The sequence below is a fragment of the Paenibacillus catalpae genome (assembly GCF_900112695.1).
Classification (GTDB): Bacteria; Bacillota; Bacilli; order Paenibacillales; family Paenibacillaceae; genus Pristimantibacillus; species Pristimantibacillus catalpae.
Genome location: NZ_FOMT01000003.1, coordinates 930,086 through 943,211, shown reverse-complemented (window position 1 = coordinate 943,211; position 13,126 = coordinate 930,086). Strand labels below are relative to the sequence as shown.

Sequence of the window (13,126 nt, the reverse complement as noted above, 5' to 3'; positions counted from 1 at the left end):
CAATCTGCTTGAAGCCGAGGAGATTCAGTTTCTTGTCGTTAACGCCCAGCATATCAAGGCGGTCCCCGGCAGGAAGACAGACGTGAAAGATGCAGAATGGATTTGCAACTTGCTGCGTCACGGGCTGCTTAAGCCGAGTTATATTCCTGACCGTAACCAACGCGAACTTCGTGAATGGGTTCGTTACCGTCGCAGTCTGATTCAGGAACGATCTCGTGAACACAACCGAGTCCAGAAGGTTCTGGAAGGCGCCAATATTAAGCTCGCTGCTGTTGTCTCCGACATTATGGGCGTGAGCAGCCGCGATATGATGGGGGCCATGATCGAGGGTGAAGAAGATCCGGAAAAGCTGGCTGCCTTCGCAAGACGAACCTTAAAGAAAAAGAAAGAAGAGCTAGAATTAGCCTTACGGGGTAACATGAGTGCACACCAGCGGATCATGCTGAAAACGATGCTTACTCACGTTGACTTTCTGAATGAACAAATCCTTGAGTTGGACACGGAGGTAGCCAAACGGCTCGACCCTTTTCAGCAAGACATTGAGCGATTAGATACCATCCCGGGAATTGGCCGACGTACGGCGGAACAAATCTTGGCTGAGGTTGGAACCGATGTTGGTTCTCGCTTCCCTTCTGCCGCTCATCTCTGCTCATGGGCTGGCCTTGTGCCAGGGCAAAATGAAAGTGCCGGAAAACGAAAATCCTCGAAAACCCGCAAAGGCAATAAGTATCTCCGAGCGGCACTCATTGAAGTCGCCCACTCCATCATGGCTATTGTGTATTACCTTCTCACACGCAAAGAGGACTACAAAGATTTAGGCAGTCATTACTTTGAACAGCGACAGCAAGAAACCATTATGAAGCAAGCTGTTCGCAGGCTTGAGAGTCTTGGTTTTCAGGTTGCTCTTTCTGCCTCAGAGGCCTCATAACCATTTCGAATTTTCATAAATCCCTAAGAAGCACAGTTTTTAAAAACCGTAAAAGCTGGGCTTGTTTTCGTGCTGCCATTTTTGGGTCTGGGCTAAGAGTAATTTTCGGGGTAGTTTAATCATCCTCATAGCTTTACCTACTGAATTACTTCGATTTTAGTAGCCGTTACTTGCGGAGGACTTGATAATCCAATATATGAATCTGATACCCAAGCTCTAATTCTTTGCCCTCTTTCAAAGGTATCAAACTCAACGGATTGCCCTGGTGTTAGCCAAACTTTATCCGTATCCTGAATTTTTGACCTATTTTTTCTTATCAACATTGTAATGTTATTTGCATCAATAACTTCAATGGTTCCTTCTAGGTATGACTGCTTATTGTTGTTTACTTCTGGGTCTGTATGATTTTGACTACATCCCATAGTTATACTCAGAATGAAAACAAGTACAATTATCATAATTTTGTTCACTTTTATCCTCCTTACCAATTATCGTCAAAACTCATTTCTTAGCTCTACAGGAATGTTTAGTTCAAAATAAAAGCTTAACCTTACTACTTACTAAATTGATCTGCGGCTTTTTCAGCTTCAAGAAGAGATTGATATTCAATATAGCCAGTATTCGCATTGCTTTTTTTCATCATTTCGATATATACATCCAACAATTGTTTGATGTTATTTAGTTGAGTAACATCATTTTCATCCAAATTTGCTTTGGTGATTAACTTCACCATTTTGTTATGTGAATTGTCCATGCTACGACCAATATAATACCAAGCCTGAATCCTATTATCATTTTTATCATGAGCATACATCTCATCAGCTCTAAAGCTAGCGTCCATTAAGAAAGCAGAGGCTCGTCCAATTTGAAAGTCCCTGTTAGTATCAGTCAGGGTATTTTCAATTGAAGAACTTGCCTGTATAAAATCAGAGCCTAGTATCGACATATTCCTGCTTAAAGAGGCTTGCTCCGTTTGCTTATTCGACTTTATCATTTTCCATTGATACATGTTAAAAGCTAGTGACAGTAAAAGTATTCCTATAACAATTATTTTACTTCTCATGCTGATGCTTCACTCCTCCCGTATGTTTTGAAAATGTCTAGTTTAGCAACTCGAACAACAATAAAACGATCAACGTTTGGCTGCGACACAACTATCATAGTATAAGTATCATCAACTTTGTTTGAATAATAAAACCATACCATTTTATCACGGTTTTGACATGATACTCTATTACCGAATCCTGCCCGTTAGCTTAATAAATCGTGCTTTTAAAGGGATCACAGGGCTGTATAGAAGTTCTTGTCCTAATACGGCTTTGTATAGAAGTTCTTGTCTTGAGCTCACGACAAGAACTTCTATACTTAAAACAAAAAAGCCACAGTTTATGCGGCTTCCGTTGTATAGATGTTCTTGTCGTCCGACATCTTGCGACCAATCGTAAGAACACTGACGAAATGCAACGGTACATTTCTTCCAGCCTTTGTTGCGTACAGCGTAATGCTAGCTACGGATACTGATTTGGCGCATGCAGCAGAAAAATACGCGGAAGTAATAAAGGCTCCCAGGGAAGCACTCATCCATTGATTTCAAACCAAAGGGACAGCATCGCAGAACTTTAAACTCTCCGCGGGACTGTCCCTATTGTGATAACACAAGCAGCTTGTTGATAATCCGCATGTTTTGCAATCGTCACTATGGCCATTCGGACGTACTTTTATTAGTCTTGAATGGCCAAAAAAATATTAATTACTCTCCTTCGGGTTTAGCAATCCAGCGAGCGCTATTTAGAATGAGCCGTTTGATAGCTTCTGGTCTAAAAGAATCTGCCCTATGACCCGGATGTAAATAGACGACCTTTCCTAAACCATAACGCTGCTCCCACGCAGATGGCCATCTTTTCCCGGCGTGCTCGAATTCCAGAAAAACGGTACGAGGTGTGTATGGATCGAATTCAAATTGATACGGCTCCTCATCGATCGTAAAATCCTCCACTCCTTGTAACAACGGATGCTCATTCGTTGTTCGATAAAAATGAAGCTGCTGATAAGGGGGATGTGTGATAAACTTGGCACCGATTACCTGCAGCAGTTCGTAGCTGCCCGCCAATGAGATGCCGTTATGAATGGCAAGCAGACCGCCTCCGCCCGCTACGAATTTTAGCAGACCCGCAATTTGCTCGGATGTCAAAGTTCGTGTCCAGATATCCGCATAAGAGATACACGCCGCGTACTCATTGGCATCAAGCGTCGATAAGTCATCATAATTTTGTGTTACGGTCAATCGAAATTCACCTTCCAAGATCTGTTCCAACTCCCGCGCCACCTGCTCTAGAGGATGCCAGACTCCAGGGTAATCATCACCAATTAACAAAATTTGTTTTACTGACATACGATCTACTCCTCTATTGAAGTTTGTTTTACAATAGGAAGACGCAGGAAATGGATCATGGACGCAGAATTGACTAAATTTTTTTCAAGGGTGGAGAATTTTATTGGAGATTTCTGTCATATGGAGCGATTATTACCCTCAGCTCAAGAGATTCGTCTCGAATCGAATCAATAATCAAGCCGATGTCGAAGACATCGTACAGCAAGTCTTTATTAAGGTAAATGATCATATAGACGATCTAAAGGATGATCAGAAGTTGACTTCCTGGATCTATCAAATCGCTCGCAACAGTATGGTGGATTATTTTCGTAAAGAAAAATGGAACGATGAGCTGCTCGACCAACATCTAACGACGGATGAATACGATGAACCAGATCTGGCCCAAGAGGTCATCGCCTGCTTTGAATCAGTTATTCAACAGCTTCCGGAAAAATATAAGGTAGCTTTGGAGCTCTCCATGTTGAAAGGAATTTCCCAGAAAGAATTGAGTGAACAGCTTGGAATCTCCTATTCGGGGGCAAAATCAAGAGTGCAGCGCGGGCGTGAGATGCTAAAGGAGCTGCTGACTGGCTGCTGCCATATTGAGTCGGATCACTACGGGAACATTATCAATTTTCACATCAAATGGCGCTACCCTTCTTGTTCAACCAACGAACAGGAAGGGTAACGAAGATAGATAGTATGGAAGATTAAGCACAGTTTTTTCCATGCTGCCCGTTGTTTCAACGAGCAACGGCAACCGATCGCGTGGCCGGCTGCCGTCGTTTCTCTAATCTGCTTCCGTCATCGTGAACACGCGCAGCTCCGATAAGAGGCGTAGCCCGTATCTGTCCTAACGTACCGAATGTACCGGTAAGCGTTCGTGTTCGTCACTACATGGCTCCATACATGACCCGGATAAGCGGTGGCGCCGACGCTGCCAAGTACGGTATAGGTGCCAAAGCTCGGATCGTTGAACGCCCGGATTTCAAAATTTTTGCGCGGACCGTCCCAAGCTGGCCTGCCGTCCAGCCCGTCATACGGACGATCGTCTATCTGCACTCGGCTGATCATAATAGGTTCGCCCAGGTCGACTTGCAGCCAAGGACTAATCCCCGTGAACGTAACAGGCGCCAGCCGTTGTTCCAATCGCCGCCAATCCCGTCAACCGCTTTTTCGGGACCGTACCAGGCAAGAGACGGCCCGGTATCCGATGTGCTGACCGGCTTGTCCTGCGCCGCGTTCTCTTCGACCAAGACGGGAGGCTCTCCCCCGTACACGCGCAGCTCCGACAGGAATGCATACCCCGTATCGTTTCTAGCGAACCGGATGTAACGGAATGCATTCGGATCTGTTACCTTATAGCTCCACGTTTCTCCCGCATACGGCACGTTGCCTACCGCGCTTAAGACGGTGTATGACCGAAAGCTCGGATCGTTGGATGCGCGTATTTCAAAATTTTTGCGCATTCCGTCCTAATAAGTTCTTCCGTCGTCTCCGTCATAAGGCCGGTCGTCCACATGCACTCTGCGGATCACATATTCGTCTAATAGATCAATCTGCAGCCAAGGGCCGATTCCGACGACCGCTTTCTCAGGCCCGTAACCGGACTGGGGCGAACCGGCATCCGAGGTGGTGACTGGTTTCCCCAGCGCCACATTCATCTCAGGCTCCGTCGGCGATGCTGCGCCTGCCGGGATTAAATAGATTCTCCAATCCCTGTATTTTCGTTCGCCGGCAAAACCGGAATAAGGCAGACCGCTAGCCATGTAGACTCGGTAATCCCGGTAGCCGCTGCTGGAAGCAAGCGGCTCCAGCTCCGTTCCGAATGGCGTACTGATGCCAAGTAGAACGGAATCCGGTTTATCATTCGGCCCGAGCTTCACATACGCCTCGGCATACCGCGAGCTAATCTTCGTCTCTTCCTGTTTTTGATCAGGGAAGACCACGCCGCATTGCCTTGCGCCGTAAAAGAAACGATATCGCCGGGCAGCACATCGATATGGACAAGATAAGAGGCTTGAGTACCGGCAGCGGTTCCGCTCCAAACCGTCGCGCCGTTCTTCAGAATCGAATAAGCGAAGCCGGTTAGATCGGAATGGACATTGCCGGCAACTTTGATGCTCCCATACGCCTCCGCCGTCCAAGGGACGCCGCTTTCCCAGGCCATCACATCGGGAAGCATATTCCAATATTCCGGCTGAATGCCTGCATGGTTTTGGACCGACGCATTAGGGCTGCCGTTATTGATGACCACATTGTCCCCTGAATCAGCTCGAGCTCCCTGACTGCGCTTTTTTCCGTCTTTTCGGTTATAATCTCGCTGGAAATATCGCTGGAGAAATAACCGAGCACCAACAACGTGGTCAAAATAATCATCACATTTAAGATTGAAATTTTATCCCTTAGGGTCAGTTTGTCATAAATGCGCCGGATAAACTTTCGCATAGCATCCTCCCTTCTTCATTCTTTGCACCGCCCATAGCCGTCTATTGATGCTTAAGATAAAAAATTGCCAGCTGCGTTCTGTCGCGAAATTGAAGCTTTTCAAGAAGGGTGGTTACATAATTTCGCACGGTTCCTTCACTCAGGAATAAGAGCTCGGCAATCTCCTTATTGGAGTATCCGTTGGCAACAAGCGCCAACACTTCCAGTTCACGAGGATTCAATCCTATAGTTGATACAGGCTTCTTATCTTCTTTCAGTAAGCCGGATAAGGCTTGGGCGACTTCTTTCTCAAAAACGGTATTTCCTTTTCCTACTGCACGAAGGCTTTCGATAATGCTGTCAGAGCTCTGATTCTTCAATATGTATCCTTCTGCTCCGGATTTTACAGCTTCTTTGATATATTCATCATCCTTAAAGGTTGTCAACAGCACAACCTTCATATTCTGAAAATGACGTTTGATTAGTTGGGTTCCCAGAACGCCGTCCATAACAGGCATGCGTATATCCATTAGCACCAAGTCAGGCCTGTTCAGTTGACACATCTCAAAAGCCTCCTGCCCATTGGCAGCCGTACCGATTACTTCGAAATCGTCCTCCATTTCCATCAAAATCTTGAGTCCATCCCGAATTAATGCATCGTCATCCACGATAAGTACCCTCAAACATTTCGCCTCCCTTCTGCCTTGGAATGACACATATGATCATAAATCCGTCTAGCGAGTGAAAACTGAAACTTCCGCCCAAGTTGCGGGTACGTTCCTTCATACCGCTAAGCCCTAATCCTTCCTTGATGTTTGCACTGCCGATTCCGTTATCCTTAACGGACAATCGGGTATAGTTCATATTCGCATCAATTTTTATTTCTACCTTCGTCGCTTGGGAATATCGTGCCGTATTGGTCAGTGCTTCCTTGATCGTGGCGCTCAGAAGCTCCAAATGTGCAGATGGTACACTATTGAAGTCTCCACTCAGTTGCAGATCCACGGGACAAAATTGATAGTTTTCAATTATTCCTTGAAAGTAATCCGCACCGAGGCTTGCCCGCGGCTTGATATTATGTACGGTATCCCTGAGCAGTTCAATCGTATTTGCTAGACCATCGATGGACGATTTGACTATGCTCCTCGATTTGTTCTCATCTTTGTCATGTATTTTTTGGGCAGCCTGCAGTTGAATAAAAATACCCGTCAGATTATGCCCGACACTATCATGGATTTCGCGTGCGATCCGGTTGCGCTCTTTCACCTCGGTAATCCCGGCAATTTCTTTAGAGGCATGCAAAAGCTGCGCCTTCGCTTGCTCCAGCTCATAACGTAATCTCCGCTCATTGTCAAGCGTCAAAGTAAAGAGGCTAGCCTCCACCCTTTTCCTCCGGATCTGATAAGCCAGCATACCGGAAAGGGAAATGAATACAACAAGCCAATAAAATTGCGGTGCGTAGGTCAGGAAAAAGGCAACACATACTAGAACGGCAAGCGGTCCGGTCCATCCTTTTTTTAGCATAAAATCGTAGATAACGACCGCAAACCATATTGAGAAATGAAAGTCCATCGCAATGCCTGCACAAGTAAGCAGGAGCATTGCGATGGTTAACCAAATGGAATCGTAATATCGTTCCTTTACAAGCTGCAGGACAATTGCAATCATGACTATCAGGAGTTGCTCATAAGGAATATCTCCTCCCAAGATCAACTCGATGATCAGAAATCCGAAAATGACGGTTTTTACAATATAGTTCATGACAGACCTTTCCAAATACATTTGGAGATAGTATATCAAATGATCCTATTTGGCGATATCTGTTTTCCTTATCGTTCCGAATAGGAAAAAGATAATCGCGAACAGTATGATCATAACCGCTTCCTTACCAAGCTCAAGAAGTGACTGGCCGTGCAAAAGTTGATCGATTCCGTCCATCACCCAATAAACAGGGGTAAATTGGCTTATTGTCTTGACGAAGTCCGGCGCCCAGTCCAGCGGGCCGTATGCCCCGCCCAGCATGGAAATCGGCTCAATGAGGCAGATGCCGATCAGACAGGCTTGAAGGATCGATTTCGAGATGGAGCTGACAGCCACTCCGAAAGAGACGGCAGCCACCGAAAACAATATCAGGAGCGCATATATCCCCCATTCCGAATCATTCATAGGAACCCGGTAGCCCCATTTCAATACAAGCATGGCGAAGGTGAGTTGAATCAAAGCCACAGCTAAAAAGCTCCCGATCATTTGGAGCATATAGCTGCGAATGCGGACAGGCGCAGCTAGTGTCCGGTATAGCGTATGATTATTTCGGTTCGAAATGATCTGCAGTCCTGCAATCAATGACGTATACAGCATAGGGATGACAAGAAAACCGAGTACCTTGCGCGACTTCTCTTCCTGTTGATTTTCAATAGGACGATTATCCAGCTTGAGAGGAGCACGATCCTCATATTGCTTGTAAGAGGTGTAGAATGCATCGGACTGATGATCGGCAGCCGTGGCGATCGTCCCGACTTGATCCGCCCACTGTCTCAAATAGAAGCTTAACGGCCGCGACACATTCGATTCCTTAACGGTATATTCGCTCAGCCCTCCGCTCTCCCCTCGGATGAGCTGCTCTGTGAACCCTTGATCGATCACAAGAACGTAATCAACCTTCAAAGCTTTTAGGTCACGTTCGATATCTTCCTCTTTTACGGCCTTCATCTCGGCCATTGTCTCCAAGCCGCGAATTAGCCGCTCTGTTAATTCCGTTTGATCATGATCAATGATCGCCGCTTTAAGCGGCCGCTGATCGTCTATTAACCCAAGCGACATGTAAGCAAGCGGGAATAGAATAATGAAGATAAGCTGAATTTTATTCCGGAATATTCGTTTTATCGTATGTTTGAAAATGCTCATGCCACTCTCCTCCTTCCTGAAACCATGGCCAGCACGACGGTAATCCCCATATAAAAGATCAAACCGAACAGGCCAGATAACATGAAGCTTCCATCATAAATACTGCTAAACAGTACTTTCTGACCATATGAATTTGGCGCATACCGGCTTAGCATGTCAAATACAGCTCCATCTATCGGTGTAATACCGCCTGAGATCAGAGTGAATACAAACGAAAGAATAAAGAGAGAAAGCGAAGAAATCATCGTGCTTTTGGTTAAATACGCCATGATCATCCCTAACGAAACCGAAATTGCAGCGAACAAGAGCAGAACCAGCATAATTATCCACAAACTTGTATCCCAGTTCGCACGAAACACATATTTGGATACTAGAAACAGAAACATTGAAATCCCGTACAAAGTGATCAAACTGCCCAACAGCTTACCTAATGTTACCCGGCTGCCGTACACGGGGGCGGTTAATAATCTGGAGTAAGTGTGATTGCCGATATCCTTCGTTACAGCAAATACGCCAAATAGTGCGCCAAGCAGCAGAAATTGAAACATGGTTGTAATGGCATAATAATCAACACCGGTCGGAATTTCCCCTGCCGTTTCCAGATTCACCTCACGAATGTCCGAATCGGCTGCTGCACCTGCAGCCGGATTCTCTATTTGTTCCACGGTTAAAAGTAAATTTTTCATTCGGATAACGCTTTCCACGATAGGCTGGACGAAGGGGTGATCCTCATTACCGTAAAACTCCACCTGTACCTCCTCTCCATCCAGGAGCTTCTCAGATAGATGAATCGGTACATGGATCAAGTTGTTGATTTTACCAGTACTCATAAATTCGTTGCCCTCGGCAAGATCCGAAACGGGAACCAAATGAACCAGTCCCTGAACCTTCTGAGAGAGCAAATAGTTTTTGAGTTCGGCACCTACTCCACCTTCGTCTTTGTTGAGGAACCCTACATTCACGGGCTCTACCATGGTTGGCGTAAATTTGCTGCTTTGCATAGTGCCGAGCAGCAGCATCATGACCAGCGGCAACAGCAGAAAGGCTGCCATCGCTTTAACATCACGTACATGTCGCAAAGCCGTATAAAAAGCAATCGTCCATACTTTCATTCCGTTCCCTCCCCTCTTGATTAATCTCGGAGCGACCTGCCGGTCAACGTCAAGAAAACGGCCTCCAGGCTTGGCTTCTCAACATTTAAGGACAGAATATCGGCTTCCGATTCGGATATGACCTGTATGATGCGGCTAACATTTTTTTCACCTTTCTTGCCTACCACATCTAAGCGGTTCCCGTTTACAACGCACTCGCTGATACTTTCGATTTTTTTGATGCCCTCCACCATGGTGAAATTAACTGTAGATAATTCGACCATGATCTTCTCTTCCGAAGATACAAGTGATTTCAAGTCTTCCTTCGTACCTTGAGCAATTACCCGGCCACGGTCCACAACGGCAACTTTCGTACAAATCTCTTCGACCTCTTCCATATAATGTGAGGTGTATATGATCGTCGAACCCATGCGGTTCAGTTCTTTTATCGATTGCATGATGTGATTTCTTGATTGAGGATCAATGCCTACCGTGGGCTCATCCATAATAATTAATTTGGGGTGGTGCAGGATCGCGCAGGCGATATTGAGCCTCCTTTTCATCCCGCCCGAGAAACCTTTAGGCCGATCTTTTCTCCGTTCCGTAAGGCCTGTGAATGCGAGCGCCTCTTTGACCCGGTCCTTTAGCAGTTTGCCTTTCAGTCCATACAAGCGTCCAAAATAATCCAAATTCTCCTGTGCGGTCAAATCCTCGAACAAGGCAATATCCTGGGGGACAATCCCCAGCTCGCGCTTGGAGTCCATCTCATTTCTGCCGATTTTTTTCCCCAGAAATAGAACCTCTCCGCCGTCAAATCCCGTCAATCCTGAAAGGATGCTGATCGTCGTCGATTTGCCTGCTCCGTTTGGACCCAGCAAACCAAAGATTTCCCCTTCCCTAATCGAAAAACTGATATGGTCCAGTGCCAAAAAATCGTTATAACGCTTAATCAAATTTCTCACCTCTATGATCATCCCTCATGCTCCTCACTTTTTTATTTGTTTCTGTAATCATCTTACTCCTGTAAAGAACGTGCTCACAGTGATCTGAGGAATGAACTGACATGACAATTGTCATATCTGCTTATGAAATAGCTCATCATTGAGTGTGCTTTCTTAAACAAAACAAAAAAAGCCGCGATTTCCGCGACCCAAAATATGCTGAACTCTGGCCGGTTATTGTAAAGACGACGATTACCTTTTGGTAAGTACCTGAAAATAATGTGCGTACTTCAAATACCGGCCTAAGCCGTCTGGCCCAGAGCAAACCAGAATCAGTCGACATGAACCGAATCAAATTATGAATAGCCGAATCGCAACGATGACCCAGGATTTGCAGTTTGGACCATTTCCCTTCGGACCGCGGAGCCCTCATATGATCGCATGACAATTGTTCAATCATTGCGGGGATTGCTCTTACGAACCCTTCAAGTCGGTCGATAGAATTCTGTGTTGAAATAATTCAACAAAAACGCAGCCGAACGTAATACGCCGGCTGCCATCTTGTTGTTGCATTAACCTCTTCTATTAATCATGCTCCTCCAGCCAAACATCCTTGAAGTCAATCCAGCCGAGCGGATTCAAACTTACCCCGCGTACGGATGGATGCAGATAGGTACTTAAACGCCTGTGTTGCAGGAATATGATCAATGCTTCCTGACGGAGAGTCTCTTCTATTTCCTTCAACAGCGCTCGGCGTTCCTCCGTGGAATCGGCTGCTACTGCCGCATCAATCCGGCTGATTATCCATGTTTTCCATTCCGTGTCAAAAAAGTTCTGCATGACGCAATCGCGATGCTCATACGCTTCAATTTCACAAACTTCATCCTCCGGGAATACGAGTCCGGAAATACAGAAGTCTACTTGCATCAAGCAATCGTATGGCAGCATTTCCGTATGAATTCCCCATTCGGCCAAACGGTTCATGATCCATATACCGTCTTCATGATATTTAGGATGAAAAGCAAATCGCATAATCTCTCCGCCATAACCGGATTCTACCAGAAGACTGCGGATTTGCTCAGGCTTTATCGGTTCCGGAACATGGGGGCTGCTTGCTTCCGGCCTGAATCCAAAAGCAGGGATCGCTCTTTCACCCCCGAGCTCGGCAATCATATCACCGGGGTGAAGAATTTGGCGCACAGCCTGACGAAAGGCCTCAGACTGCTGCGGCCCTTCTGCTGCGACATTCCAATTCAGAAGAACGCAACCCTGGCAGAGCTTCTCGAGCTCCTGCCACTCTTCCCGTGTTGCCCGCTGGTCCATCCTCATCGTATCCAGACTATGATGAACCTTCGCAAGGAAATCCATATCCTGACTGCAGTCTTCCGGCATGATTACGACTTCCACTTCATCCAGATAAGGACGACCTTCAAAATAATTTTCATTGGCATCCAGTCTGATTCGTCCATTCATCCACTTTGTAAGTTGGAAAGGCCCAGTCCCGATCGGCTGCTTCCAAAACGCTTCCTCTTCCATGCCAACAAAACGGAATGGAAGAATACTAGCTGCAGCAGAGCACATAAAACGGTCAAAGATCCTGTTGACCCGGTTAAGCTTAATGCGCAGCACGCGAGGGCCAATTGTCTCTATACTCTTGACTTCACGCAGCAGCCAGCTGTTGGCGGTTCCCTTCCAAAGTCGTTCCAGTGTGAATTGTACATCTCTCGAAGTAAGTTCTTGACCATTATGGAACCGGACACCCTTACGTAAATAAAATGTCCATTCCGTAGAATTGAAATTGGAACACCAGTAATGGGCGAGCATCGGCACAATTTTGCCCTGCTTCTCATCAAACCTTAACAGCCTGTCAAAAATTTGGCGGATCAGGTGGGAATCAAAGGAATATAGCAGGTCGGCAGGATCAATAGTTAGAGGTGCTTTTAATATAGGAAAAGTAAGTGAATCCCGGCATTGCTCACCCTCACCAGCCTCTTCCTTTTTGTAACCAAACTGATTGTCCAGCCATTCTAAAAATTTGGCCTTGGCATTAGTGCCATCTCCGTATTGAGCGATAAGATCAAATGCCCGTTTATAATCTCCTTGTACCGCCGTCTGTGTGGCATATTCTAACAAATAAGGTTCCTTGTCGGTATGAAATACGATTCTAGACCGGTGACCTCTGCCCAACCCCGGCAGCCAATCAATGAGCTGCTCGCTCTGTAGCTTCTTCAGAATAAGCTTCGCATTACGCGGAGTGCAATATAGAAGCTCGGACAATTCCTCCAGAGTAACCTCAACAGGAGCCGATTCGCCGCCGAAACGTTCATATAGCGTCAGATACCTCTCATCCAGTAACATGTCTGCAGCCCTCCTTATTCAGTCAAGGATTGTGGTTGGCGCAAGTATACACTTTCTAGCACCAAAAAATACTTCCCAGCAAGTTGTTCATCTCCATTAGATAACA

At 46.0% G+C, this 13,126-nt stretch carries 15 protein-coding genes; 2 read left to right on the top strand and 13 right to left on the bottom strand.

The features are described from left to right. Positions 1–928: IS110 family RNA-guided transposase (locus tag BM200_RS17840; RefSeq protein ID WP_091187857.1), on the top strand; the 928-nt coding region annotated here is incomplete at its 5' end. A gap of 137 nt (positions 929–1,065) precedes the next feature. Here the strand turns inward: BM200_RS17840 and BM200_RS17835 are convergent. The 3 genes from BM200_RS17835 to BM200_RS17820 all read right to left on the bottom strand — a co-directional run bounded on the left by BM200_RS17835 (position 1,066) and on the right by BM200_RS17820 (position 3,320). Beyond that, entirely contained in the window at positions 1,066–1,398 is a 333-nt protein-coding gene (locus BM200_RS17835; RefSeq protein WP_091187855.1) for a DUF3221 domain-containing protein, read from the bottom strand. An 83-nt stretch (positions 1,399–1,481) separates the two neighbouring features. Then, complete coding sequence (locus tag BM200_RS17830; RefSeq protein WP_091187853.1) at positions 1,482–1,991, bottom strand: hypothetical protein; 510 nt, start codon at positions 1,989–1,991, stop codon at positions 1,482–1,484. 687 nt (positions 1,992–2,678) lie between these two features. Next, positions 2,679–3,320, bottom strand: coding sequence for a ThuA domain-containing protein (locus tag BM200_RS17820; protein ID WP_091187850.1), 642 nt, complete (start codon positions 3,318–3,320; stop codon positions 2,679–2,681). Between the two features lie 103 nt (positions 3,321–3,423). On the opposite strand from BM200_RS17820, the gene sigZ reads away from it, so the two are divergent. Then, complete coding sequence (gene sigZ, locus BM200_RS17815) at positions 3,424–3,987, top strand: RNA polymerase sigma factor SigZ (RefSeq protein ID WP_091187848.1); 564 nt, start codon at positions 3,424–3,426, stop codon at positions 3,985–3,987. Positions 3,988–4,103: 116 nt separating this feature from the next. On the opposite strand, the gene BM200_RS17810 is transcribed toward sigZ, so the two are convergent. The 10 genes from BM200_RS17810 to BM200_RS17760 all read right to left on the bottom strand — a co-directional run bounded on the left by BM200_RS17810 (position 4,104) and on the right by BM200_RS17760 (position 13,020). Further along, complete coding sequence (locus BM200_RS17810; protein ID WP_091187846.1) at positions 4,104–4,373, bottom strand: hypothetical protein; 270 nt, start codon at positions 4,371–4,373, stop codon at positions 4,104–4,106. After that, the gene (locus tag BM200_RS17805; protein ID WP_091187844.1) at positions 4,370–4,768 is read right to left on the bottom strand and encodes a hypothetical protein; all 399 of its coding nucleotides are present in this window, start codon (positions 4,766–4,768) and stop codon (positions 4,370–4,372) included. Before BM200_RS17805 ends, BM200_RS17810 begins: the two co-directional genes overlap by 4 nt. A gap of 6 nt (positions 4,769–4,774) precedes the next feature. Then, positions 4,775–5,185 carry a hypothetical protein gene (locus BM200_RS17800; protein ID WP_091187843.1) on the bottom strand — a complete coding sequence of 137 codons (411 nt, stop codon included), beginning with the start codon at positions 5,183–5,185 and terminating at the stop codon, positions 4,775–4,777. Then, complete coding sequence (locus BM200_RS17795) at positions 5,182–5,556, bottom strand: hypothetical protein (RefSeq protein WP_139230799.1); 375 nt, start codon at positions 5,554–5,556, stop codon at positions 5,182–5,184. The genes BM200_RS17800 and BM200_RS17795 overlap by 4 nt, the downstream gene beginning before the upstream one ends. 232 nt (positions 5,557–5,788) lie before the next feature. Beyond that, a complete protein-coding gene (locus BM200_RS17785; RefSeq protein ID WP_091187838.1) occupies positions 5,789–6,409 on the bottom strand; it encodes a response regulator transcription factor in 621 nt (206 codons plus the stop codon). After that, on the bottom strand, positions 6,387–7,487 hold the full coding sequence (locus BM200_RS17780; protein WP_091187836.1) for a sensor histidine kinase: 1,101 nt from the start codon (positions 7,485–7,487) through the stop codon (positions 6,387–6,389). Before BM200_RS17780 ends, BM200_RS17785 begins: the two co-directional genes overlap by 23 nt. A 45-nt stretch (positions 7,488–7,532) precedes the next feature. Next, positions 7,533–8,630, bottom strand: a complete 1,098-nt coding sequence (locus BM200_RS17775; protein WP_091187834.1) for an ABC transporter permease — start codon at positions 8,628–8,630, stop codon at positions 7,533–7,535. Continuing rightward, on the bottom strand, positions 8,627–9,742 hold the full coding sequence (locus BM200_RS17770) for an ABC transporter permease (protein ID WP_091187832.1): 1,116 nt from the start codon (positions 9,740–9,742) through the stop codon (positions 8,627–8,629). Before BM200_RS17770 ends, BM200_RS17775 begins: the two co-directional genes overlap by 4 nt. Before the next feature lie 20 nt (positions 9,743–9,762). Continuing rightward, positions 9,763–10,695, bottom strand: coding sequence for an ABC transporter ATP-binding protein (locus BM200_RS17765; protein ID WP_091187830.1), 933 nt, complete (start codon positions 10,693–10,695; stop codon positions 9,763–9,765). A gap of 552 nt (positions 10,696–11,247) precedes the next feature. Next, on the bottom strand, positions 11,248–13,020 hold the full coding sequence (locus tag BM200_RS17760; protein ID WP_091187828.1) for an SgrR family transcriptional regulator: 1,773 nt from the start codon (positions 13,018–13,020) through the stop codon (positions 11,248–11,250). Positions 13,021–13,126: the final 106 nt, after the last annotated feature.

Excerpts from the sequence above, each read along its gene's own strand:
- BM200_RS17765 (WP_091187830.1), bottom strand. The coding sequence starts at position 10,695 with ATGATCATAGAGGTGAGAAATTTGATTAAGCGTTATAACGATTTTTTG.
- BM200_RS17780 (WP_091187836.1), bottom strand. The coding sequence starts at position 7,487 with ATGAACTATATTGTAAAAACCGTCATTTTCGGATTTCTGATCATCGAG.
- BM200_RS17760 (WP_091187828.1), bottom strand. The coding sequence starts at position 13,020 with ATGTTACTGGATGAGAGGTATCTGACGCTATATGAACGTTTCGGCGGC.
- BM200_RS17805 (WP_091187844.1), bottom strand. The coding sequence starts at position 4,768 with ATGCGCAAAAATTTTGAAATACGCGCATCCAACGATCCGAGCTTTCGG.
- BM200_RS17770 (WP_091187832.1), bottom strand. The coding sequence starts at position 9,742 with ATGAAAGTATGGACGATTGCTTTTTATACGGCTTTGCGACATGTACGT.
- BM200_RS17775 (WP_091187834.1), bottom strand. The coding sequence starts at position 8,630 with ATGAGCATTTTCAAACATACGATAAAACGAATATTCCGGAATAAAATT.
- BM200_RS17820 (WP_091187850.1), bottom strand. The coding sequence starts at position 3,320 with ATGTCAGTAAAACAAATTTTGTTAATTGGTGATGATTACCCTGGAGTC.
- BM200_RS17830 (WP_091187853.1), bottom strand. The coding sequence starts at position 1,991 with ATGAGAAGTAAAATAATTGTTATAGGAATACTTTTACTGTCACTAGCT.
- BM200_RS17810 (WP_091187846.1), bottom strand. The coding sequence starts at position 4,373 with ATGATCAGCCGAGTGCAGATAGACGATCGTCCGTATGACGGGCTGGAC.